This is a genomic window from Paraburkholderia lebeckiae, assembly GCF_014201005.1.
Classification (GTDB): Bacteria; Pseudomonadota; Gammaproteobacteria; order Burkholderiales; family Burkholderiaceae; genus Paraburkholderia; species Paraburkholderia tuberum.
Window position 1 is genome coordinate 650,384 of sequence record NZ_JACHDK010000002.1, and the last position, 22,945, is coordinate 673,328.

A 22,945-nucleotide genomic window follows, 5' to 3' on the forward strand; every position below is an offset into this window, starting at 1 on the left:
TTCGGGGCGGTACTCCGCCGGGACCGTTCCCTGCTCCATGCCGCTTTGACCCTGCCCGACTTTCGCCCCGGGCCCAGCCTCCAATCTGCCCCATGAAAAAAGGCTTCCATACGATCATCGCGGCACAGTTCATTTCGTCGCTGGCCGACAATGCGCTGTTGATCGCCGCCATCGCCCTGCTTTCCGTGATGCGCTCGGCCGCGTGGGTTACGCCGCTGCTGCAGATTTTTTTCACGATCTCGTACGTGCTGCTCGCGCCGTTCGTCGGCGCGTTCGCCGATTCGATGCAGAAGCGCCACGTGATGTTCATCTCCAACGCGCTGAAGGCGAGCGGCTGCCTGATGATGATCCTCGGCGTTCATCCGATGATCGCCTACGGCGTGGTCGGCTTCGGCGCAGCCGCGTATTCGCCCGCCAAGTACGGCATCCTCACCGAGCTGCTGCCCGCCGAAAAGCTCGTGCAGGCGAACGCGTGGCTCGAATCGGCGACGGTGCTGTCGACAATCGCCGGCACGATGCTCGGCGGTGCGCTGATCAGCACCGTCGTCGAGCATTTCGTCACGCGTGCGCATATGCCGCTGATCCGCTCGGCCGCCGATCTTGCGATGGGCGCGGTCATGCTCACCTACGCGATCGCCGCCGCGATCAACATCTTCATTCCGGACACTGGCGCGCGCTATCCGAACCGGCTAACCGAGCCGAATAAGCTGGTCGGCGACTTCCATCACTGCTTCCGGGTGCTGTGGGCCGACAAGCTCGCGCAGATCGCGCTGTGGGTGACCACGCTGATGTGGGGCGCCGCCGTGACGATGCAGCTGCTGGTGCTCAAATGGGCGAACGTGAACCTCGGGCTGTCGTTGTCGAAGGCGGCGGTGATGCAAGGCGTGACCGGCTTCGGCATCGCGATCGGCGCGGCGGGCGCGGCCGCGCTGATTCCGCTGCGCCGCTCGCTGAAGGTTTTGCCGGTCGGCGTGCTGACGGGCGCGGTGGCGATCGCGATGGCCTTCTACAACAAGGACTTGTTCCCGGCGGGCGCGGGCCTGCGCTTCGGCACGCACGTCGCGCCCTACTACATTCTGCTGGCCTATCCGCTGATGATCGTGCTCGGCGCGCTGTCGGGCTTTTTCATCGTGCCGATGAACGCGATCCTGCAGCATCGCGGCGCGACGCTGCTGTCGGCCGGTCACTCGATCGCCGTGCAAAATTTCAACCAGAACCTCGCGGTGCTGCTGATGCTCGGGGCATACGCGCTGCTGCTCACGGCGAAGATGCCCGCGCAGTGGATCATCGTCGTGTTCGGCAGCTTCGTCACGCTGATGATGTGGCTCGCGAAGCGCCGCAGCGCCGCGAACGAACGCAGCGTGGACATGCGGGCGATGATCGAGGAATGAATGCATCACAGAGCTCCAATAATGACAGCACGAGGCGCGGCTCGACGTGCGCAACGCGCCGCGACCGCGTGAAACGCACGCTTCGATCGAAGCGGTCATGCTGCCATTCGGCTCTCGGGTTGGGCATCGTCCGTTCGGCCAGGGTCCGCTCGTCGCGCCGGCGGGTTAAACTCACGCCCTGAGCATCTACCGCAAGAAGACACGAAGGATGGGTATTCAAATCGCAGCGGCCAACGACGTCGCACAACACACGCCGATGATGCAGCAGTACCTGCGCATCAAGGCGGAGCATCCGGGCACGCTGGTGTTCTATCGGATGGGCGACTTCTACGAACTCTTTTTCGACGATGCGGAAAAAGCCGCGCGCCTGCTCGACCTGACGCTCACGCAGCGCGGAGCGTCGGCGGGCAATCCGATCAAGATGGCCGGCGTGCCGCATCACGCTGTCGAACAGTATCTGGCCAGGCTCGTGAAGCTCGGCGAATCGGTCGCGATCTGCGAACAGATCGGCGACCCGGCCACCTCGAAAGGCCCGGTCGAGCGCAAGGTCATGCGCGTGGTTACGCCTGGCACGCTGACCGACGCCGCGCTGCTGTCCGACAAGAGCGACGTCTATCTGCTCGCGCTGGGCGTCGCGCACAATCGCCGCGGTGTCGCCACGAGCGTCGGTCTCGCGTGGCTCAATCTCGCGAGCGGCGCGCTGCGCCTCGCCGAAGTCGCGCCCGATCAGGTCGCCGCCGCGCTGGAGCGTATCCGTCCCGCGGAAATTCTGGTCGCCGACGCCACCGCCGATTCGACCAGCTGGACACCGCCTGTCAACGCCAGCGCGCTCAAGCGCGTACCGGCCTGGCACTTCGACATCACCTCGGGCACGAAGCGCCTGTGCGACCAGCTCGAAGTCGCTAGCCTCGACGGCTTCGGCGCGCATTCGCTCGGCTGCGCGTGCGGCGCGGCCGGCGCGTTGCTGCTGTATGCGGCGTCCACGCAAGGCCAGCAACTGCGTCATGTGCGCAGCCTGAAGGTCGAATACGAATCCGAATACATCGGCCTCGATCCGGCCACGCGCCGCAACCTCGAACTCACGGAGACGCTGCGCGGCACCGAATCGCCGACGCTGTGCTCGCTGCTCGACACCTGCTGCACGACGATGGGCAGCCGCCTGCTGCGGCACTGGCTCCATCATCCGCCGCGCGATTCGGCGGTGGCTCAGGCGCGTCAGCAGGCGATCGGCGCGTTGCTCGACGCGCCGCCGGGCGCCGATGTCGATACATTGCGCGGCGCATTGCGGCAGATTTCGGACATCGAACGGATCACCGGACGTCTCGCGCTGCTGTCGGCGCGGCCGCGCGATCTGTCGAGCCTGCGCGATACCTTCATCGCGCTACCTGCATTGCGCGCGCAGCTCGCCGCGGTGGCATCGAACGCGGATTCGCTCGCGCGCATCGACGCGGCGCTCGAACCGCCGCACGCGTGCGTCGATTTGCTGAAGCTCGCGGTCGCCCAAGATCCGGCCGCGATGGTGCGCGACGGCGGCATCATCGCGCGTGGTTATGACGCCGAGCTCGACGAACTGCGCGATATTTCGGAGAACTGCGGACAGTTCCTGATCGATCTCGAAACACGCGAACGCGCGCGCACCGGCATCGGCAATCTGCGCGTCGAGTACAACAAGGTGCACGGCTTCTATATCGAAGTCACGCGCGGCCAGACCGACAAGGTGCCGGACGACTATCGCCGTCGACAAACGCTGAAGAATGCCGAGCGCTACATCACGCCCGAGTTGAAGACCTTCGAGGACAAAGCGCTGTCCGCGCAGGAACGCGCGCTCGCGCGCGAACGCGCACTGTACGACGCGTTGTTGCAATCGTTGCTGCCGTTCATTCCCGACTGTCAGCGCGTTGCGCTCGCGCTCGCCGAACTCGATCTGCTGGCCGCGCTCGGCGAACGCGCTCGCGCGCTCGACTGGGTTGCGCCGACGTTCTCGGCGAACGCCGGTATCGACATCGAGCAGGGTCGTCATCCGGTGGTCGAGGCGCAGGTCGAGCAGTTCATCGCCAACGATTGCTCACTCGCGACCGAGCGCAAGCTGCTGTTGATCACCGGTCCGAACATGGGCGGTAAGTCGACTTTCATGCGCCAGACCGCGCTGATCGCGTTGCTCGCTTACGTAGGCAGCTATGTACCAGCGCGGCGCGCAGCCTTCGGACCGATCGACCGCATCTTCACGCGCATCGGCGCGGCCGACGACCTCGCCGGCGGCCGCTCGACCTTCATGGTGGAGATGACCGAAGCCGCCGCGATCCTCAACGACGCGACACCGCAAAGCCTCGTGCTGATGGACGAGATCGGCCGCGGCACGTCGACGTTCGACGGCCTCGCGCTCGCGTGGGCGATCGCGCGCCACCTGCTCGCCCACAACGGCTGCTACACGCTGTTCGCGACGCACTATTTCGAGCTGACGCAACTACCCGCGGAGTTTCCGCACGCGGCCAACGTGCATCTGTCGGCGGTCGAGCATGGGCACGGCATCGTGTTCCTGCACGCGGTCAACGAAGGGCCCGCCAATCAGAGCTACGGTCTGCAGGTCGCGCAACTCGCCGGCGTGCCGAACGCGGTGATCCGCGCGGCACGCAAGCATCTCGCGCATCTGGAGCAGCAATCGGCCGCGCAGCCCGCGCCGCAACTCGATCTGTTCGCGACGCAGCCTGCCATGCTCGCCGAAGACGCCGACGACGAGCACGAGGCGGCGAGCGACGCAACGCCTGCGTCGCCCGCGATGCAGACACTCGTCGAGCGTCTGCGCGGCATCGATCCGAACGATCTGCGGCCGCGCGAAGCGCTCGATCTGCTGTACGAACTGCATGAACTGGCCGTCGCGCCGGATGCGGACCACTGACACGCCGAGACACCAGCCGCGCCCGCGCGGGCTTCGCGCGGCGCTGCGCCACGTGCTCGCACTGGCAGGCGGCATCGTCGTGCTCGCGGCAGTGTGCGCATGGACCGCGCCGGCGCACGCCGAGGCCTCGCGCTTCGCGTTCGCGGTGATTTCCGGCACGATGCACAGCCCCGCCGACGAAGCCGCCACGCAACGGCTGCTCGAGGCGATGGGCCGCGAGCGCGACGTGCGCTTCATCGTCTACGACGGCAATCTGAAGGGGCCACAGGAAGTTTGCCGCGACGCGCTGTTCGAGCGCCGCCACGCGCTGCTCGACAGCTCGCGCACTGCCCTCTTCTTTATCCCCGGCCAGCATGACTGGGTCGATTGCGGCACGGCGGAAGCCGGCGGCTTCGATCCGGTCGAGCGGCTCGACCAGTTGCGGCAAACGCTGTTCGCCGATCCAACGTCGATGGGGCAGAACCCGATCGCGTTGACGCGCGAGAGCGAGGTGTCGCGCTTCCGCCCGTTCCGTGAAAACGTGCGCTGGGTGGTCAACGAAAAAGCGAACGACAAAGCGAACACCAAAGCCGGCGACATCGTCTTCATCGGCCTGAACGCGCCGGGTCCGAACAACCACTACCTGAGCGCGGGCGGCCGCAACGGCGAGTTCGAAGATCGCGTGATCGCCAACGCATTCTGGCTCGAGCACGCGGCCGAATACGCGAAGCGCCGCGACGCGCGCGCGATCGTCGTGTTCATTCAGGGCGACTTCGACCCAGAGCGCTACGAACGACCCGAACGGTTCGCCTGGCTGCACTTCGCACATAGCTCGCGCCGCGACGGCTTTCTAGAATTCAAGCGCAGTCTGGTCAAGCTCGCGCAGATTTTCCCCGGACCCGTGGTCGTCATTCATGCAGACGACGACCGGCCGGCCGGCGGTTTCGTCATCGATCAGCCGCTACGCAACGACAAGGGGATGGTCGTGACGAACCTCACGCGCATTGCGCTCGCGCCGCATGATCGTCTCAACCAATGGATTCAGATAGAAGCGGATTTCGGCAGGAAGCCGCCGTTCAGAGTCAGCGTACGCGACGTGCCGAAGCAGATGCCGCTGCCCACCACGCCGCCGGTCTTGCCGCCCGCATCGCCGCGCGACGAATCCGGCGCGTCGATGCCGGTTGCGCCGGAGATGCCGAATGTGGAAGGTTTCGGGCCGGCGTCGGAATTGCCGCCCGTATTGCGGACGCCTGGAGAGTCGCAGGACCAGCAGCCGCGCATCCCGTCCGACCAGGGCGGCGGCGACTATGGGCCCGCTATCTCGATGCCGCCGGGGTCGATACTGCCAGCCTCGCCTGCGTTGCCCGCATCGGTGCCGCCTGCCCCCGCGACAACACCGCGCATGCCCGCAAGCTCAGTGCAGGGTCGGTTTTGAGTCGTCTTGTTCGTCCTCGTCTTCATCGTCGTCGAGAACTTCGAGGCCGTCCGCGCCATGCGCGTGCTCGTGCTGGATTTCGTCTTCAGTAGCCGGACGCACGTCTTTGACGGTCAACGCGAAACGCAGCGCCATGCCGGCGAGCGGATGATTGCCATCGAGCACGACCTTGTCTTCCGCGACGTCGGTCACCACGTACACCAGCGCATCGATTTCCTCGTCGCCATCTTCCGGGGTGCCTTCGAACTGCATGCCGACTTCGAGCGGTTCCGGGAAGCGATCGCGCGGCTCGATCTTCACAAGCTCAGGATCGTATTCGCCGAACGCGTCTTGCGGCTCGAGCTGGATCTGGGTCTCGAAGCCGGCCTCGTGGCCGTCGAGCTCTTCCTCGATCTTGGGGAACGTGCCATCATAGCCGCCGTGAAGATAGACCATCGGCTCTTCGCTTTCCTCGATCAGATTGCCCTGCGCATCCGACAGTTTGTAGGCGACCGACACGACGGTGTTCTTTGCGATTTTCATTCGATTCTCCAGAATACAACTCACATTATACGATGCCCAGGCGGCCCACTCACCTCCCGGCCGATGCAGGTTCGGCAAGCAATTCGCCGTCTGCCGCAAAGCCGGCCACGCGGCCCATTCTTCCTCCCTCGCCCCACGTTCCGACCGCACTTCTCGGCCATCTGAGCCCGTCGCAATTCATGCGCCGCTACTGGCAGAAGAAGCCGCTGCTGATCCGTCAAGCGATTCCGGACATCGAAGCGCCGCTGTCGCGCGACGAGCTGTTCGAGCTGGCCGATCGGGACGACGTCGAAGCGCGCCTGATCACGCACTTCCGCAACAAATGGCAGCTGGAGCACGGCCCGTTCGCGCCCGACGAACTACCGTCCGTCAAACAGCGCGCATGGACACTGCTCGTGCAGGGCGTGGATCTGCACGACGACCGCGCGCGCGCGTTGCTCGACCGTTTCCGTTTCGTGCCGGACGCGCGTCTCGACGACCTGATGATTTCGTATGCGACCGATGGCGGCGGCGTCGGCCCGCACTTCGATTCCTACGATGTGTTTCTTTTGCAAGTAAAAGGCAAGCGCCGCTGGCGCATTAGCGCGCAGAAAGATCTGACTCTGCAGCCGGGCTTGCCGTTGAAAGTTTTACAGCACTTCGAGCACGAACAGGAATGGGTACTCGAGCCCGGCGACATGCTGTACCTGCCGCCGCACATCGCGCACGACGGCATCGCCGAGGGCGAATGCATGACCTGCTCGATCGGTTTTCGCGCGCCCTCCGAAAGCGAGCTGACCGCGCAGTTCCTGTACCACCTGGCCGAGCGCGGAGAGGCCACCGGCAAGGCGGGCGCCCTTTATCGCGACCCACGGCAGGCCGCCGTCGAACAGCCGGCCGAGTTGCCCGCGGCGCTCGTCGAACGAGTGGGCGCAATGCTTGCTAACGTGCGATGGAATGAGCAGGACATTGCGTCGTTCCTTGGCACGTACCTCAGCGAACCCAAGCCGAGTGTCGTCTTCGATCCGCCGCAACGGCCGCTCAACGAAGCCCGTTTTATTGGCGCGGCGTCCCGATCCGGTCTACGGCTCGACCGCAAGAGTAACCTGTTGTATGAACGACGTTTTTTCTTCGTAAATGGAGAAGAAATATCGTGGACCGGCGCGAAAAAATGGCTGTTTGAACTCGCAAATCTACGGTGCATGAGTGCGAAACGCTTTGTAACACTATCGCACGATTCACCGGTGACAGCACTGCTACACGAGTGGTATTGTGCGGGCTGGATACAGGTAGGCGAGATTGCGTAACTCTGCCCGCCTGTTATACCGTACAGTGAAATTTTGTATGAGAAAGACAACGTATTGACCCGCATTTATCGACTGTCAGTACGAAAGTGCATATAATTTCCGCCCAAGCCGTAGGGAAGATTCCAGCTCGTCAAAAGAGCATCTCCACCAGCGGCCCAGGTCGGTGTTGGAGCACATTACCGGTTTTATTTTGCGCTGTTGCTTACCTTTAAACCATAAAAGGACGTGATCATGAAGAAATCCCTCCTCGTAGCATCCCTGTTGGCAGTTGTGGCACTCGCTGCATGCAACAAGAGCAACGATCAGGCTGCTGCACCGTCGGAAGCTGCGTCCGCACCGGCGGCAGCATCGCCTGCTGAAGCAGCATCGCCGGCAGTTGCAGCATCGCCGGCAGTTGCAGCATCGCCGGCCGAAGCAGCATCGCCGGCCGAAGCTGCATCGCCGGCAATGGCAGCATCGCCGGCTGAAGCAGCATCGCCGGCAGCAGGCGCAAGCCAGTAAGCCGCAACGGTTCGGCGCTGTAGCAGTTCTCCCGCTACGGCGCCTGCGCACGAAACGTTTGGAGGCTGGCCGGAAACGGCGCGGGCCGCAAACGGGAAAAGAAAAACGCCACGGATTCACATTCGTGGCGTTTTGTCATTCAGGGCCGCTTTCCGCTGCGGAGCTTGTCGCATGTGTGGAACACATCCCCTATCGAACCGGCGCCGCTGGCCCAGCGCTCTCCTCAAAGAACTCACGCACGACGTCGATCTCGCGGGTGCGCTTGAACGGCGGCAGACTCTGCCAGATGCGGCGGCCATAAGGTTTATCGACGAGACGTGTATCGCAGATCATCAGCACGCCACGATCGGTCTCCGCGCGAATCAGCCGGCCGGCGCCCTGCTTCAGCGTGATGACGGCCTGCGGCAGCTGATGCACGGCGAACGGGCTCAAGCCCTTCTTCGTCAGTGCGTCGAGCCGCGCGGCCAGCACGGGATCGTCCGGCGGTGCGAACGGCAGCTTGTCGATCACTACCAGCGACAGCGCGTCGCCGCGCACGTCCACCCCTTCCCAGAAGCTCTGACTGCCAACCAGGATCGCATTGCCGTAGGCGCGAAAGCGGTCGAGCAGTTCGGTGCGGCTCGCATCGCCCTGCACGAGCAGCGGATAGTCCCAGCCGCGCGACTCGATCGCGTCGCGCAGCTTCGCCGAGATACGATCCACCGCGCGCAGCGTCGTGCACAGCATGAAGACGCCGCCGCCCGAGGCTTCGATCGCGGGCAATGCGGCATCGAACACGGCGTCGGTGAACATCGGCGATGACGGCTGTGGCAGATTGCGCGGTACGTACAGAAGCCCTTGCGATGGATAGTCGAATGGGCTCGGCAATGTCATCGAGCGCTTCGAGTTCAAGCCCATCTGCGCCGCATAGTGCGTGAAGTCGCCGCGCACCGACAGCGTCGCCGATGTGAAGATCCACGCGCGCGGTACGCCGGCGCGCTGCTTCGCGAAAATCGGCGCGACCGACAACGGCGTTTCGTGCAGCTGCACCGTGTGCGAGAACACCTCGATCCAGCGCACCTTTTCGTTCGGATCGGCGCGCTCTGCGCTGGCGTCACCCTCGCGGGTCGCAACCGCGTCGCGTTCTGCACTCGTGGGTGGCGTGGTCCAGCCGCTTAGCACGTCCTGCAACTCGCGCGCGCGACGCAAACACGCGCCGAGCGATTCGGCTCGCTCGGCCTGCCCCGCCAACGCCGAGGCCAACGCGTCGAGTTCGGCCTCGAGCGTCTTGAGCGCGGCGAACAGCGGGTGATCGTCGGGCAGTTGGCCGATCGACAGACGCACCGAGTCTTCCTTGAACGCGAGCCGCACATCGCGCGCGGCGCGCTCGAGCGTCGCGCCGAGCTTGACCCAATCGACCGCATCGCGCGCGTGACCGAGGCCCTCGGCCACCGAATCGCGTGCGAGTTCGAGAAACTGCGCGGTCGATAGCGTCTCGCCAAAAAACAGCGTCGCGGTTTCGGGCAGCTGGTGCGCTTCGTCGAAGATGACCGTATTCGCAGTCGGCAGCAGCTCCGCCATGCCGGTATCGCGCAGCATGATGTCGGCGAAAAACAGATGGTGGTTGACCACCACGATATCGGCCTGCTGCGCTTCGCGGCGCGCCTGCATCACGAAGCAGTCCTTGTAGTGAGGACACTCCTGGCCGAGACAGTTGTCGCGCGTCGACGTGACCATCGACCACACCTGCGCCGTTTCCGGCACGCTCGCGAGTTCGGCCTTGTCGCCCGTGCGCGTGATCTTCGCGAAGCGCACGATGTCCTGCAGATACGAGGTCTCCTGGCGCGACGGCAGACGGCCGTTGTCCGCGGTGCGTTGCAGGTAGTAATGGCACAGGTAGTTCGCGCGGCCTTTCAGCATCGCGACCGACACCGGCACCGCGAGCGCGTCGCGCACGGTCGGAATGTCGCGCTGGAACAGCTGATCCTGCAGATGCTTGGTGCCGGTCGAGACGATCACCTTGCCGCCCCACAGCATGGCTGGCACGAGGTACGCATAGGTCTTGCCGGTGCCGGTACCCGCCTCTACGATCAGCGTATTCTCACCACCGTCGACGCCATCGGCTTGCGCGTTGCCCCCGGTCGACTCAGAGACGGCTTCAGCGCCGGTCTGCAGCAGGCGCCGCGCCGGGCGCTTCTGCGTCTCGAACATCGCGGGCTCGGGCATCGCGCGGCCCGACGCCTCCATCGCCGCGGCAACCGCGCGCGCCATCTCGATCTGCGACGCACGCGGCCGATAACCGTCGATCTGCCGTGCGAGCAGACCGTTGTCGGCGAAGATGTCGTCGAGCTCGCTCGCGCGGCGCCGATTCAGCGACACACCTGGCATCGCTGCTGCCGCGCGCGGCGCGGGCGTGCCCGAAGCAGATGCGTTGTCCGGCGCGGCCCGGGATGAAGTGTCATGCGATGAATTCAAGGCAAGCGTTCCTGCTAAGTCCGGCTCGCGCGCTGCGCGCCCGGCGCCTGCCAGGCCGCGAACTCAGGCGCGCGCGTCCGGTTCGAGCTGCAATTGCAGCAAGATGATGGTGTCCTTGACTTTAAGTTTGCGCTTTTTCAGGCGCTGCAACTCGAAGTCGTCGATGCCGGGTTCATCCGACATCCGGTCAATCAACCGGTCGAGTCCACTATGCTCCGATTCCAGTTGCAGAATGCGGTCGCGAAGTGTGTTTGCGTCGATGACGTGATGACGATCACGCATGCTCGCCTCCTCTGGTCGGGGGCACGAACCGCGTGCGCGCGGTCCGATGCCTGAGGTTGCTGTCCGCCTCAAAACGCATTACGGCGACTACGGCGGCCTGGCCACGACCGCCACGGCTTACTCTACGGCACAGCCACTACAGCACGCTTACTGTTGCTCTTGTTGCTGCTTTTGCTGCTCTTCGAGCTGTTGCTGCTTCAACTCGTCCTGACGCTTCTGCTCGGCCTTCTCGTCGGCCTGCTTTTGACGTGCTTCAACATCGAGCTTGTGCTGCGCGGCCTCGGCCTGCTTCCGCTCGAAAGTCTCCTGTTTCTGCTGGCGCTCCGCGGCCTTTTGCGCACCCTGCCGACGCGCTTCCTCGAGCTTGCGCTGGTAGTCGCTCTGCTTCTGGTCGTAGGCCTTCTGATTGGCCGCCGCCTGCGCAGGCGTGACACCACGCTGCGCCTGATCGAGCGCGTGCTGGCGCTGCTTCTCCTCGTAGGCCTGCGCGTTGGCTTCGTGCTGCGGTGCCGCGGCGTTGCGCTGCGCCTGATCGAGCGCGTGCTGACGTTGCTTCTCCGCGTAGGCCTGCGCATTGGCTTCGCGCTGCGGCGCCTCGGCGTTGTGCTGCGCCTGATCGAGCGCGTGCTGACGCTGCTTTTCCTGATACGCCTGCTCGTTGCGCGCGTCTTCGGCGGCACGTTGCGGCGCTTCCGCCTCGTTTTGCGCGCGCCGCAACGCGGTGCGTTCGTCGCGTTCACGGGCGCGCTGCGCACGCTGCTCGGCGTCGAGCGCGAGCTGTTCCTTGCGGATGTCCGCCTGCACGCTGCGCATCGCGTCGCGCGCGCGATTCAGACAGTGATTGACGAAGAAGCGGCTGTAGCAGTCGTGTTGCGCGACAGCGAATTGATAGTTGTTGTCGTCGGTGCGCTGATTGAGCACCTGTTGCCGCTCGTCGAACGACTTGTCCAGCACGGCTACGTCACTTGCGCTTTGAGGGCCGTCGGCGGTTGCGGCGGCTTGCGGGCCCGAGGCCGCGACGGGCGCCGTACCTTGCGCCGGCGTCGCGCTTTGCGCCACGGCCGACACCGGCACGACGAGTGCTGCGGCGATCACGCACGACGCGGCAGCCGTTAAAGCCGACCGACCGAACGAGCGCAAAGAAACCAGCGGCAATTGAGACGAACCCGGCAGTGAACCCGGCAGTGAACCTGACGCCAGCGAAGAGACCAGGCGGTTGAGGGACAAGGAGATTGGCAACGTCGTAGAGGGTCAACGGAACATGCCCGAAATTCTAACACCCCGCGGTTGAGCCCTTTGGCATTTATGGCAAAATGCCTCGCTCTAGCAACCTGGTCGCGGCGCACGCCCGGCCTGTCCGATTTGCCGCCCGCGCGCGGCCCATCACTGAGTCCGCAGGAACACCAAGACCTTATGACGGAAACCGTAGCACTCAAGATCGTCCAGCGCATCGCCACCGAACTGTCCGTCCAGCCGCGCCAGGTCGCGGCCGCAGTGGAACTTCTCGACGAAGGCGCGACCGTTCCGTTCATCGCCCGTTATCGCAAGGAAGTGACCGACAATCTCGACGACACGCAACTGCGCAATCTCGAGGAACGCCTGGTCTATTTGCGCGAGCTCGAAGACCGGCGCGCGGCGATCATCGCCAGCATCGACGAACAGGGCAAGCTCACCGACGAGCTGCGCGGCGCGATCGAAGGCGCCGACAGCAAACAGGTGCTCGAAGACCTCTATCTGCCATACAAACCGAAGCGCCGCACGCGCGCGCAGATCGCGCGCGAAGCCGGTTTGCAGCCGCTCGCCGACGCGCTGCTCGGCAATCCGCTGCTCGATCCGCAAGCCGAAGCCGCGGCGTACGTGGACGCGGACAAAGGCGTCGCCGATGTGAAGGCCGCGCTCGACGGCGCGCGCGACATCCTCTCCGAACAATTCGGCGAGACCGCCGAACTGCTCGGCAAGCTGCGCGACTATCTGTTCAACCAGGGCGTGGTGTCGTCGAAGGTCGTGGAAGGCAAGGAAACCGCGGAAGAGGAGAAATTCCGCGACTACTACGACTACGCCGAAACGATCCGCACGGTGCCTTCGCATCGCGCGCTCGCGCTGTTCCGCGGCCGCAATGCCGGCGTGCTGATGATCAAGCTCGGCCTCGGCGAAGAGCTCGACGCGCAGGTGCCGCATCCGGGCGAAGCGCTGATCGCGCGGCACTTCGGCATCGCCAATCAGAACCGCCCCGCCGACAAGTGGCTCTCCGACGTGTGCCGCTGGTGCTGGCGCGTGAAGGTGCAGCCGCACCTCGAAAACGAGCTGCTGACCAATCTGCGCGACGAAGCCGAACACGAAGCGATCCGCGTGTTCGCGCGCAATCTGAAAGACCTGCTGCTCGCGGCGCCGGCTGGTCCGAAGGCCGTGATCGGTCTCGATCCGGGCTTGCGCACCGGCGTGAAGGTGGCGGTGGTCGACCGCACCGGCAAGGTGCTCGCGACCGACACGATCTACCCGCACGAGCCGCGCCGCGACTGGGACGGCTCGCTCGCGAAGCTCGCGCGAATCGCCGCGCAGACGCAGGCCGAGCTGATCAGCATCGGCAACGGCACCGCGTCGCGTGAGACGGACAAGCTCGCGAGCGAGCTGATCGCGCGCCACCCGGAGCTGAAGTTGCAGAAGATCGTCGTGTCGGAAGCGGGTGCATCGGTGTACTCGGCGTCCGAACTCGCCGCGAAGGAATTCCCCGACATGGACGTGTCGCTGCGCGGCGCGGTGTCGATTGCACGACGTCTGCAGGACCCGCTCGCCGAGCTCGTGAAGATCGAGCCGAAGGCGATCGGCGTCGGCCAGTATCAGCACGACGTGAACCAGCGCGAACTCGCGCGCTCGCTCGACGCGGTCGTCGAAGACTGCGTGAACGCGGTCGGCGTCGATGCGAACACCGCGTCGGTCGCGCTGCTCGCGCGGGTGTCGGGTTTAAACGCAACGCTCGCGCGCAACATCGTCGACTATCGCGATGCGAACGGGCCGTTCCCGTCGCGCGAGCATCTACGCAAGGTACCGCGTCTCGGCGACAAGACCTTCGAGCAGGCTGCCGGCTTCCTGCGCATCAATAACGGCGAGAATCCGCTCGACCGTTCGTCGGTGCACCCGGAAGCGTATCCGGTCGTCCAGCGCATCCTCGCGAAGATCAGTAAGCAGGTCAGCGAAGTGCTCGGCAATCGCGACGCGTTGCGCGGACTGTCACCCACCGAATTCGTCGACGAGCGTTTCGGTCTTCCAACCGTGCGCGACATCCTGGTGGAACTCGAGAAGCCGGGCCGCGATCCGCGTCCCGAGTTCAAGACCGCGACGTTCCGCGAAGGTGTCGAGAAGGTCAGCGATCTGATCCCGGGCATGGTGCTCGAAGGCGTCGTGACGAACGTCGCGGCGTTCGGCGCGTTCATCGACGTCGGTGTGCATCAGGATGGCCTCGTGCACGTGTCGGCGATGTCGACGAAATTCGTGAAGGACCCGCACGAGGTCGTGAAAGCCGGTCAGATCGTCAAGGTCAAGGTGCTCGAAGTCGACGTGAAGCGTCAGCGTATCGCACTGACGATGCGTCTCGACGACGAACCCGGCGCCGCGGCCGCGCGCAGCAGCGGTGGTGCGCAGCAGGATCGCGGTGGCCCGGGCGGCAGCTTCAATCGCGGCGGAGCGGCACGCGGCGCGCCGCAACGCTCGCGCGAACCGGAGCCGGGCGGCGCGATGGCGGCTGCGTTTGCGAAGCTCAGGCAGAAGTGAGGGTCACGGACCGGAGCACGTCGTCGCACGTGCTCCGGTCCGTGACATGACTGCGTCGCGCGCTCAACCGCTTGCACGCACGCATGAACAAAAAGCCCACGCATTGCGTGGGCTTTTTGTTTGCGCTCCCGCACGTCACGCGCGGGCCGTCAAATCTCGATCTTCGTTCCCAGTTCCACGACCCGGTTAGCCGGGATGCTGAAGAAGTCGGTCGGCTTCGCGGCGTTCTGATGCATCCACGCGAACACACGCTCGCGCCATACCGACATGCCCGGCAATTGCGTCGGCACCACCGTTTCGCGCGCGAGGAAGAATGACGTGTCCATCAATTCGAAGGTCATGTCGTGCGTGCGGCCGACGTCGAGCAACACCGCCTTCACGTCGGGCGTTTCGTTAAAGCCATAGGCTGCCTTCACCAGCCACAGCCCACCGTTCATGTCCTTCACGGTCACGCGATCGGCGTCCTTCACGTATGGAATGTCGCGCGTGACGAAGGTCAGAAAGATCGTGCGCTCGTGCAGCACCTTGTTGTGTTTCAGATTGTGCAGCAGGCTCACCGGCACCAGCGAATCGCTGCCGGTCAGATAGATCGCAGTGCCCGACACGCGATGCGGCGGATGCGCGAGCAGGCCTTGCAGGAACGGCATCAGCGGAATACCGTCGGCGGCCGTGCGTTCCTTCACGATCATCCTGCCCTTGAACCACGTCATCAGCAGGAAGAACAGCAGGCCCCCGATGCACAGCGGCAACCAGCCGCCCTCTTCGACCTTCAGCAGGTTCGCGCCGAAAAAGCCCAGGTCGACCACCATGAACACGCCGATGATGAGCCCAACGAGCAGTTTGTTCCAGTTCCACACCTTCACCATCACCACGCAGGCAAGGATCGTCGTGATCACCATCGTTGCCGTCACCGCGATACCGTACGCGGCCGCCAGATTGTCGGAACTCTTGAACGCGATCACGATGCACAGGATGATGAACAGCAGCAACCAGTTCACGACCGGCACATAGATCTGCCCGATCGCGAGTTCGGACGTGTGCAGGACCTTCATGCGTGGCACGTAGCCGAGCTGGATCGCCTGGCTCGTCAGCGAGTACGCGCCCGAAATCACCGCCTGCGACGCGATCACCGTCGCGACCGTCGAAAGCACGACGAGCGGCAACAACGCCCAGTCCGGCGCCAGCAGGAAGAACGGATTTTCGATCGCCTTTGGGTCGTGCATCAGTAGCGCGCCCTGGCCGAAGTAATTCAGCACGAGCGAAGGCATCACGAGCACGTACCACGCCATGCGGATCGGCTGCGCGCCGAAGTGGCCCATGTCCGCGTACAGCGCCTCCGCGCCGGTCAGCACCAGCACGACCGAGCCGAGCACCACGTAGGCCTGCAGCACGTGCGCGGCCATGAACGTGTACGCGTAGTAGGGATTGAGCGCCTGGATCACATTCGGCGACTGCATGATGTGCCACAGGCCGAGCACGGCGAGCACGAGGAACCAAAGCGTCATGATCGGCCCGAACAGACGGCCGACCGTGGCCGTGCCGTGCCGCTGGATCCAGAACAGCACGATCAGGATCACGACGGTCAGCGGAATCACCAGATGCGCCAGATGCGGCGCGGCGATTTCGAGACCTTCGACCGCCGAGATCACCGAGATTGCCGGCGTGATCACTGCGTCGCCGTAAAACATGCAGGCGCCGAAGATGCCGAGCATCATCAGAAGACCGGCCATTTTCGATTTCTGATCGACCGAGCGCATCGCCAGCGCCATCAGCGCGAGGACGCCGCCCTCGCCGTTGTTGTCGGCGCGCATCACGAACAGCACGTACTTGACGCCGACCACGATCACGATCGCCCAGAACAGCAGCGAAATAACGCCAAGGATCGACTGATCGGTCAACGGGATGCCGTGCGACGGACTGAAGGCTTCCTTCAGCGCGTACAACGGGCTCGTACCGATGTCGCCGAACACCACTCCGATCGCGGCGATCGCAAGGGAAGGCAGTGGCTGTTTGTGTACGTGATTGTTATCTGTCATGGACGCGAGGAAATCCGTTCCCGGGCGGAAAAAACGACCGCTATTTTAAACTGCCCATCCGGTACCGCCCGGCTTGTTGTGGATACGCCACGTGGATGTCCGCGCAGTGTAGCACTGCGATATGGACGCGCCTGTCGCGGTGCGGACGTCCTGGCGCCGCGCGTGACGCATAAAAAAAAACGGAGCCCGACTGGGCTCCGTTTTGTGACACCGCGATGACGCGCGAGATCCGATGCGACAAAGCATGAGGCGCGCGGCTTCGCGTCAATTGCCCGACGCCTCATCGGCCTGGGCGATGCCGCGCTTGATCCACGCGCCGAGGTTATGCGGACGCACCGTGTCCCACTCCTCGAACGGCTGATGAATCCACGGGTTGGTCGGCAGATACTGCACGTGGTAATCGGGCTTCACCTTCGAGCAGCCCTTGTACCACAGCACGGCCGAGCGCACCGCGGTGATGGCCGGATAGCGTTCCTTCAGATGCTGCTGCACGCGCGCGAGCGTGACGCCCGAATCGACGAGGTCGTCGACGAGCAGCACGTTGCCGTGCAGTTCGCCGCGCGTCATCGTGATGTATTGCGCGATGTCGAGTTCGCCCTGCTCCGTGCCTGCCGCCTCGCGATACGAGCTCGTTGCCAGAATCGCCAGAGGCAGATCATAGATGCGCGACAGCTGGTCACCGACGCGCAGACCGCCGCGCGCGAGGCACAGGATCTTGTCGAATTTCCAGCCCGATTCGTGCACGGCAAGCGCGAGCGTCTCGATCAGCCGGTGATATTCATCCCAGCCGACCCACAGGTTCTTGTCGTCGTTACGCGGATCTTTCATCGCGATCATGGGTACACCTTGCATCGCTTAGACCTTGAACGGATGACGCCGCAGAATCGTTTCGTCGCGATCCGGACCGGTGGAGACCATGTCGATCGGAATACCCGCGACTTCCTGCACGCGCGTGAGATACGCACGCGCGTTGGCGGGCAGCTTGTCCCACTCCTTGATGCCGACCGTGCTTTCTTTCCAGCCCGCGAAGCTTTCGTAGACCGGCTCGCAGCGCGCGACTTCCGTCGCGCCGCGCGGCAGCAGATCGACGTTCTGGCCGTCGATCGTATAGCCGATGCACAGCTTCACTTCGTCGAGACCGTCGAGCACGTCGAGCTTGGTCATGCACAGACCCGACACACCGTTGATCTGGATCGAGCGGCGCAGCGCCGCGACGTCGAGCCAGCCGGTGCGGCGCGGACGGCCGGTGACCGAGCCGAATTCCTTGCCGACGGTAGCGAGTTCGAGGCCGATTGGCTCCTGGCGTGACGCGTTGTCCGCATCGTAGAGCTCGCTCGGGAACGGGCCCGAACCGACGCGCGTGCAATACGCCTTCGTGATGCCGAGGATGTAGTTGAGCTTTTGTGGACCGACGCCCGCGCCTGCCGTGGCGGCACCCGCGACGCAGTTGCTCGACGTGACGAACGGATAGGTGCCGTGGTCGATGTCGAGCAGCGTGCCCTGCGCGCCTTCGAACAGCAGATTGCCGCCGTTCGCGTTGACGTCGTACAGACGGCGCGACACGTCGGTGACCATCGGCTTCAGACGGTCGGCGTAGCCCAGCATCGTGTCGAGCGTTTGCTGGAAGTCGACCGCGGCGACGCCAAGGTACTGCGTGAGCACGAAGTTGTGATAGTCGAGGTTTTCGCGCAGACGCTCGGCGAAGGCTTGCGCGTCGAACAGGTCCTGCACGCGCAGGCCACGGCGCGCTACCTTGTCCTCATAGGCCGGGCCGATGCCGCGGCCGGTCGTGCCGATCTTGCTCGCGCCACGGCGCGCTTCGCGGCCCTGGTCGATCGCGATGTGATACGGCAGGATCAGTGTGGTGGCTTCGGAAATGAACAGGCGTTTCTGAACGTCGATGCCGGCGGCTTCGAGTTCGCCGATTTCCTTGAACAGCGCTTCCGGCGACAACACGACGCCATTGCCGATATAGCACGCGACGCCGGGATGCATGATGCCCGACGGAATCAGACGCAAGATGGTTTTCTTGCCGCCGATGATAAGCGTGTGACCGGCATTGTGACCGCCCTGGAAGCGAACGACGCCCTGAGCGTGGTCCGTCAGCCAGTCGACGATCTTGCCCTTGCCTTCATCACCCCATTGGGTACCCACGACGACGACGTTGCGCCCGGGGTTCACATTCACTGCGCTGGCAGACATGTTGTTTCGTAAGCTGGTTAAAAACGTATTTTACCTAGGTTCGCGGAAGCTTCCGGAATTTTTCCGTTTCCGCTCAACGGTATGCACGTTATGTTGAGTATTTCGAGGGATGCGCGGCCGCGTGTCTGCGCTCTACCGCCCCCGGTTCGAGCGGCTGCGTGGCCGCCCTGTGGCGAACACCGGGGACGCTTCCCCAGCAGTGTCGATCGGAATGCGCGGCTCAAGCGCGCGGTTCGACCACCCATGCGCCGTTGCGCTCGACCAGCACTCGGTCGAACGCGAATTCATCGAGATCGTGCTTGTGGCCAGGCAGCGCCTGGATCACCACTTCACCGCCGTCGCGCAATGCCGCGACCGCGACGCGCAAGCCTTCGTCGTGCCGCCACGGCGCGAGGATCGCACTGCTGCGCGCTTCGACCGGCGAGATCCGCGCGACTTCGCGCAGATCCAGCGAAAAGCCGGTTGCCGCGCGAGCGCGGCCATAGGCCTGACCGACGTGGTCGTAACGGCCGCCGCGCGCGACCGCGTTCGGCACGCCGTCCACGTAAGCGGAGAACATCACGCCGCTGTGGTACGCGTAGCCGCGCAGATCGGCGAGGTCGATCATCACTTCGGCGCCGTCGACCTGGCTCGCGAGGAACGCGAGGTCGTCGAGCGCGCCGGCGATCGCAGGCGAATTCGGCAGACGCGCGCGAGCTTCTTCGAGCACCGACGCGTCGCCGTACAGCGTCGGCAGCGCGCGCAGCGCGTCGCGAATCACCGGCGAGAATTGCGCGGTCATCTCGACGAGGCGCGGCACGTCCTTGCCGGCCAGCGCGTCGTAGAGCGCCTGGCCGAGTTCCTCGGCGGCCGGCTCGGCTTCGATCAGCGCCGCCAGCACGCCCGCGTGACACAGGTCCAGACGCACCTTCGCGAGGCCGGCGAGACGCAGCGCGTCGAGCATCAGCTGCTGGATTTCGAGGTCCGCTTCGAGCCCCGCGTGGCCGTAGATTTCCGCGCCGATCTGGATCTGCTCGCGCGTCGCATGCAGCCCACGCGGCCGCGTATGCGCGACGTTGCCCGCGTAGCAAAGACGCGTGACGCCCTGGCGGTTCAGCAGATGCGCGTCGATGCGCGCGACCTGCGGCGTGATGTCGGCGCGCAGACCGAGCGTGCGGCCCGACAGCTGATCGACGAGCTTGAAGGTGCGCAGATTCAGATCGTGCCCACCGCCCGTCAGCAGCGACTCGAGGTATTCGAGCAGCGGCGGCATCACCATCTCGTAGCCGTACGAGCGGAAACGGTCCAGCAAATGACGCCGCAATTCTTCGATCTTGCGGGCCTCCGACGGCAGCACGTCGGCGATATTCTCAGGAAGCAACCAGGTCGACATCGATACAGTCCTACGGCGTTGAACACGGCGTCTTGAAACGCCGATGATGAGTGTGAATGGCGTATAGCGGCTTGATTCCGGCGGCTGACACAGACGCTCGGGCGGCGTTTCGCGGCACGCGCGCGCCGCGCGGCGGCCTGAGCGGTCAGTAGGCGTTTTGCTCGGGCCGGCATAACGCGCCGCAATACGCGGCGTTCATGAGACAAGCAAGCCGGCTTCAGGTCGCGATGAACAGTAGAACTAGCCCGAGCAACATCACGATGAGCCCACCGACACGAATCTGATGCGGCGGTCGTTCCGCAATTTTACGGAACGTGTCGCGCCAGGCGCTCGGAAAAACGAACGGAAACATCCCCTCGATAATCAGCATCAGCGCAATCGCGAGCAATAACGAACCAGCTATGTCCATGCGAGTGAAGCGGCCGCGATACGGATGCCGCGGCCTTCGGTAATCAGCGTTTGCGCGCAGCAGGCGCGGAAGCGTCCGGGGCGACGCCGCCGGTCGGGCTACGCATGAAGCGGAAGAACTCGCTACTGGAGTCGACCACGATCAGGTCGCCCGGCTTGAAGGTCTTCCGGTACGCCTGCATGCTTTGATAAAACTGGTAGAACTGCGGATCCTTGCCGAACGCTTCGGCAGCGATCTCCGCGGCCTTTGCATCGCCTTCGCCGCGAATGCCCTGCGCCTGCGCGAGGCCGTCGGCGAGCACCGCCTGCTGCTTCGCGAGCGCGTCCGCGCGGATCTGGTTCGCTTCGGCGGCGCCCTTCGCTCGCTCGTCCGCCGCGACCTGCTTGCGCGCGGCGATCATGCGCTTGAATACCGAGTCGGCCACCGCGGCCGGGAAATCGACGCGCGTGAGTTGCACATCCACGACCGATACGCCGAGCGATGCCGCGCCCTTGTCCATCGCACCGCGGGCCTCTTCGGCGACCGCCGGTTGTTTGGCGAGCGCGTCGGACAGCGTGAACTTGCCGAACGCGTCGCCGAGCGCGCCGCGCGACAGCAGCGCGAGCCGGTCGGGCAGACTCTCCGGATCACCCTTCGTTTCGGCGATCAGCTTCAGCGGATCGGTCACGCGGAACTTGATGACCGGGTTGACCAGCAGATCGGTTTTGTCGGACGTGACGTAATGATCTTCGTCGGGTGCGTCGAGCGACTGGATGCGATTGTCGACGAGCGCGACCGTTTGCAGCGGCGGCGGCAGCTTCACGTGCAGTCCCGGGCCGAGCAGCGTGGGCGTCGCGTCGCCGCGCGCGGACAGCACGGCCATATGCCGTTGATCGACGACGAACACCATCGACGATGCCGCGAACAGCACGATGACGACGGCGACGACGAGCGCAATGATTCGGTTCATATTCTTGTGCGCTCCTTATTGAACGTCGTCTTCGCGCATGCGATTGCGGAACGCATCGCGCGAGCGCAGCGACGCGGCGCTCGGCCGGCTCGCTGGCGCAGGCGCGGAAGCGGCGGGTCCAGATGCGCCATCGGCGGCGGAGCCTGCCGCGGCACCGGTTTCGGCGGTTGACGCGGCCGACGGTGCGGCCGCACTCGCCGCTTGCGGCGCGCCCGCGACAGCAGGACCCGAAGCGGCGGCGCCCGCCGCCGCGGCCTGGCGTTCGCGGTTCTGCTCGACGAGCCTGTCGAGCGGCAGATACAGAACGTTGTTGCCGTTCTTCGCGTCGACGAACACCTTGGTCGCGTTCGCGTAAATCTGCTGCATGGTTTCCATATACAGGCGGAAGCGCACGACGGCCGGCGCCTGCGCGTATTGGGCGTAGACCTGCTTGAAGCGCTCGGCCTCGGCCTGTGCCTGCGCGACCGTGGTCTGGCTATAGGTTTTGGCTTGCTGGACCTGACGATCGACGTCGGCCTGCGCGCGCGGCAGGAGATCGGCCGCATAAGCCTGCGCATCGCGTTTCGCGCGTTCGTTTTCGTCGTGAACCTTCGCAGCGTCGGCGAACGCCGGTTGCACCTGCTCGGGCACCTGCACGCTCTGGATCGTCACGCCCGTCACTGCCAGACCGGACTGGTACTGATCGAGCGATTGCTGGATCGCCGCAATCAGCTGCTGGCGCAAAGTTTCGTGATCCTGATCGAGGATATCGCTAGTGCTCTGCGCGCCGACGATGCCGCGCACCGCCGCCTGCGCGGCATGCATCACGCTCTGATCGGGATCGACGCTGCGAAACAGAAAGTCGTTGGGCTTGCGCACCTGGTACTGCACGGCGAAGCGCACGTCGACGATGTCGCCGTCGTGCGTGAGCATTGACGCGTCCTTCACGTTCGCGAGACGCACCACATTGCTACGGCCGATCTCGACCTGGCGGATCTGCCCGACATTGACGAACTCGTGGGACTCGAACGGATACGGCAGACGCCAGTGCACGCCCTGCGCCGCGGTATAGCGATACTTGCCGAACTGCAGCACGACGGCCGCCTGGCCATCCTGCACGACGAACACGCCGCTGCCGAGATAGATTGCGATCAGCACGCCGATCACGATGCCGACGCCGATGCGCGCGCCACGGCCGTTGTCCGGACGGCCACCGCCGACACCGCCGCCCCTGCGCCCGAAAATCCCGGACAGACGGCGATTGAAATCGCGCCACATTTCGTCGAGATCGGGCGGACCTTCACCGTCGCGTGCCGGTCGCTTCGGATCGTTCGGCCGTTGCCGGTCGCCGTTGCCGTCGCCCCGGCCCCAACGCGGATCGTTCAGTGAAAGCAAGGCGCGCATACGCAGCCAGATACTCCGCTCGTTGTAATCATTCACCTGTGTTCGTTCACCAGAGTAGACAGCGGGTCAGTGCAATTGGA

The 22,945-nt window shown here is 64.6% G+C and carries 17 protein-coding genes; 6 read left to right on the forward strand and 11 right to left on the reverse strand.

The genetic code is table 11. The features are described 5' to 3' along the window. Positions 1 to 92 precede the first annotated feature (92 nt). The 3 genes from lplT (at position 93) to HDG39_RS06225 (ending at position 5,701) form a co-directional block, all read left to right on the forward strand. The gene (gene lplT, locus HDG39_RS06215) at positions 93 to 1,391 is read left to right on the forward strand and encodes a lysophospholipid transporter LplT (RefSeq protein ID WP_018417586.1); all 1,299 of its coding nucleotides are present in this window, start codon (positions 93 to 95) and stop codon (positions 1,389 to 1,391) included. Positions 1,392 to 1,599: 208 nt separating this feature from the next. Then, positions 1,600 to 4,287, forward strand: a complete 2,688-nt coding sequence (gene mutS / locus HDG39_RS06220; protein WP_184004083.1) for a DNA mismatch repair protein MutS — start codon at positions 1,600 to 1,602, stop codon at positions 4,285 to 4,287. Beyond that, positions 4,274 to 5,701 carry a hypothetical protein gene (locus HDG39_RS06225; RefSeq protein ID WP_184004208.1) on the forward strand — a complete coding sequence of 476 codons (1,428 nt, stop codon included), beginning with the start codon at positions 4,274 to 4,276 and terminating at the stop codon, positions 5,699 to 5,701. The genes mutS and HDG39_RS06225 overlap by 14 nt, the downstream gene beginning before the upstream one ends. On the opposite strand, the gene HDG39_RS06230 is transcribed toward HDG39_RS06225, so the two are convergent. Continuing rightward, on the reverse strand, positions 5,681 to 6,223 hold the full coding sequence (locus tag HDG39_RS06230) for an FKBP-type peptidyl-prolyl cis-trans isomerase (protein ID WP_184004085.1): 543 nt from the start codon (positions 6,221 to 6,223) through the stop codon (positions 5,681 to 5,683). The two genes, HDG39_RS06225 and HDG39_RS06230, sit on opposite strands and share 21 nt — an antisense overlap. A 32-nt stretch (positions 6,224 to 6,255) precedes the next feature. Between HDG39_RS06230 and HDG39_RS06235 the strand changes: the two genes are divergently transcribed. Together HDG39_RS06235 and HDG39_RS34895 are read left to right on the forward strand one after the other, a co-directional pair. Then, positions 6,256 to 7,509 carry a cupin domain-containing protein gene (locus HDG39_RS06235; RefSeq protein WP_184004087.1) on the forward strand — a complete coding sequence of 418 codons (1,254 nt, stop codon included), beginning with the start codon at positions 6,256 to 6,258 and terminating at the stop codon, positions 7,507 to 7,509. 231 nt (positions 7,510 to 7,740) lie between these two features. Further along, positions 7,741 to 8,010 carry a hypothetical protein gene (locus HDG39_RS34895; protein ID WP_260327543.1) on the forward strand — a complete coding sequence of 90 codons (270 nt, stop codon included), beginning with the start codon at positions 7,741 to 7,743 and terminating at the stop codon, positions 8,008 to 8,010. 189 nt (positions 8,011 to 8,199) lie between these two features. On the opposite strand, the gene yoaA is transcribed toward HDG39_RS34895, so the two are convergent. The 3 genes from yoaA to HDG39_RS06255 all read right to left on the reverse strand — a co-directional run bounded on the left by yoaA (position 8,200) and on the right by HDG39_RS06255 (position 11,841). Beyond that, a complete protein-coding gene (gene yoaA, locus HDG39_RS06245) occupies positions 8,200 to 10,464 on the reverse strand; it encodes a DNA repair helicase YoaA (protein WP_184004091.1) in 2,265 nt (754 codons plus the stop codon). 63 nt (positions 10,465 to 10,527) lie between these two features. Further along, the gene (locus tag HDG39_RS06250) at positions 10,528 to 10,746 is read right to left on the reverse strand and encodes a DUF465 domain-containing protein (RefSeq protein ID WP_013089766.1); all 219 of its coding nucleotides are present in this window, start codon (positions 10,744 to 10,746) and stop codon (positions 10,528 to 10,530) included. Between the two features lie 147 nt (positions 10,747 to 10,893). After that, positions 10,894 to 11,841, reverse strand: coding sequence for a coiled-coil domain-containing protein (locus HDG39_RS06255; protein WP_311665104.1), 948 nt, complete (start codon positions 11,839 to 11,841; stop codon positions 10,894 to 10,896). 318 nt (positions 11,842 to 12,159) lie between these two features. On the opposite strand from HDG39_RS06255, the gene HDG39_RS06260 reads away from it, so the two are divergent. Then, the gene (locus HDG39_RS06260) at positions 12,160 to 14,514 is read left to right on the forward strand and encodes a Tex family protein (protein WP_184004095.1); all 2,355 of its coding nucleotides are present in this window, start codon (positions 12,160 to 12,162) and stop codon (positions 14,512 to 14,514) included. 149 nt (positions 14,515 to 14,663) lie between these two features. Here HDG39_RS06260 and HDG39_RS06265 read toward each other — a convergent pair whose 3' ends face one another. The 7 genes from HDG39_RS06265 to hflK all read right to left on the reverse strand — a co-directional run bounded on the left by HDG39_RS06265 (position 14,664) and on the right by hflK (position 22,901). Beyond that, complete coding sequence (locus HDG39_RS06265) at positions 14,664 to 16,550, reverse strand: potassium transporter Kup (protein WP_184004097.1); 1,887 nt, start codon at positions 16,548 to 16,550, stop codon at positions 14,664 to 14,666. 264 nt (positions 16,551 to 16,814) lie between these two features. Beyond that, positions 16,815 to 17,387 (reverse strand): phosphoribosyltransferase, encoded by a 573-nt coding sequence (locus HDG39_RS06270; RefSeq protein WP_184004099.1) that lies wholly within the window; start codon positions 17,385 to 17,387, stop codon positions 16,815 to 16,817. 18 nt (positions 17,388 to 17,405) lie between these two features. Next, positions 17,406 to 18,752: an adenylosuccinate synthase gene (locus HDG39_RS06275; protein ID WP_184004101.1), complete on the reverse strand. Its 1,347-nt coding sequence runs from the start codon at positions 18,750 to 18,752 to the stop codon at positions 17,406 to 17,408. A 220-nt stretch (positions 18,753 to 18,972) separates the two neighbouring features. Beyond that, positions 18,973 to 20,124 carry an ATP phosphoribosyltransferase regulatory subunit gene (locus HDG39_RS06280; protein WP_184004103.1) on the reverse strand — a complete coding sequence of 384 codons (1,152 nt, stop codon included), beginning with the start codon at positions 20,122 to 20,124 and terminating at the stop codon, positions 18,973 to 18,975. A gap of 217 nt (positions 20,125 to 20,341) precedes the next feature. Continuing rightward, positions 20,342 to 20,533, reverse strand: a complete 192-nt coding sequence (locus HDG39_RS06285) for a DUF2065 domain-containing protein (RefSeq protein WP_013089773.1) — start codon at positions 20,531 to 20,533, stop codon at positions 20,342 to 20,344. 43 nt (positions 20,534 to 20,576) lie between these two features. Further along, a complete protein-coding gene (gene hflC, locus HDG39_RS06290) occupies positions 20,577 to 21,482 on the reverse strand; it encodes a protease modulator HflC (protein WP_184004105.1) in 906 nt (301 codons plus the stop codon). 15 nt (positions 21,483 to 21,497) lie between these two features. Next, positions 21,498 to 22,901: an FtsH protease activity modulator HflK gene (gene hflK / locus HDG39_RS06295; RefSeq protein ID WP_184004107.1), complete on the reverse strand. Its 1,404-nt coding sequence runs from the start codon at positions 22,899 to 22,901 to the stop codon at positions 21,498 to 21,500. Positions 22,902 to 22,945 lie beyond the last annotated feature (44 nt).

Bases quoted from the DNA above. Each gene is read 5' to 3' on its own strand.
- lplT (WP_018417586.1), top strand. From the start codon at position 93: ATGAAAAAAGGCTTCCATACGATCATCGCGGCACAGTTCATTTCGTCG.
- mutS (WP_184004083.1), top strand. From the start codon at position 1,600: ATGGGTATTCAAATCGCAGCGGCCAACGACGTCGCACAACACACGCCG.
- HDG39_RS06225 (WP_184004208.1), top strand. From the start codon at position 4,274: ATGCGGACCACTGACACGCCGAGACACCAGCCGCGCCCGCGCGGGCTT.
- HDG39_RS06230 (WP_184004085.1), bottom strand. From the start codon at position 6,223: ATGAAAATCGCAAAGAACACCGTCGTGTCGGTCGCCTACAAACTGTCG.
- HDG39_RS06235 (WP_184004087.1), top strand. From the start codon at position 6,256: ATGCCCAGGCGGCCCACTCACCTCCCGGCCGATGCAGGTTCGGCAAGC.
- HDG39_RS34895 (WP_260327543.1), top strand. From the start codon at position 7,741: ATGAAGAAATCCCTCCTCGTAGCATCCCTGTTGGCAGTTGTGGCACTC.
- HDG39_RS06250 (WP_013089766.1), bottom strand. From the start codon at position 10,746: ATGCGTGATCGTCATCACGTCATCGACGCAAACACACTTCGCGACCGC.
- HDG39_RS06260 (WP_184004095.1), top strand. From the start codon at position 12,160: ATGACGGAAACCGTAGCACTCAAGATCGTCCAGCGCATCGCCACCGAA.
- HDG39_RS06265 (WP_184004097.1), bottom strand. From the start codon at position 16,550: ATGACAGATAACAATCACGTACACAAACAGCCACTGCCTTCCCTTGCG.
- HDG39_RS06270 (WP_184004099.1), bottom strand. From the start codon at position 17,387: ATGATCGCGATGAAAGATCCGCGTAACGACGACAAGAACCTGTGGGTC.
- HDG39_RS06275 (WP_184004101.1), bottom strand. From the start codon at position 18,752: ATGTCTGCCAGCGCAGTGAATGTGAACCCCGGGCGCAACGTCGTCGTC.
- HDG39_RS06280 (WP_184004103.1), bottom strand. From the start codon at position 20,124: ATGTCGACCTGGTTGCTTCCTGAGAATATCGCCGACGTGCTGCCGTCG.
- HDG39_RS06285 (WP_013089773.1), bottom strand. From the start codon at position 20,533: ATGGACATAGCTGGTTCGTTATTGCTCGCGATTGCGCTGATGCTGATT.
- hflC (WP_184004105.1), bottom strand. From the start codon at position 21,482: ATGAACCGAATCATTGCGCTCGTCGTCGCCGTCGTCATCGTGCTGTTC.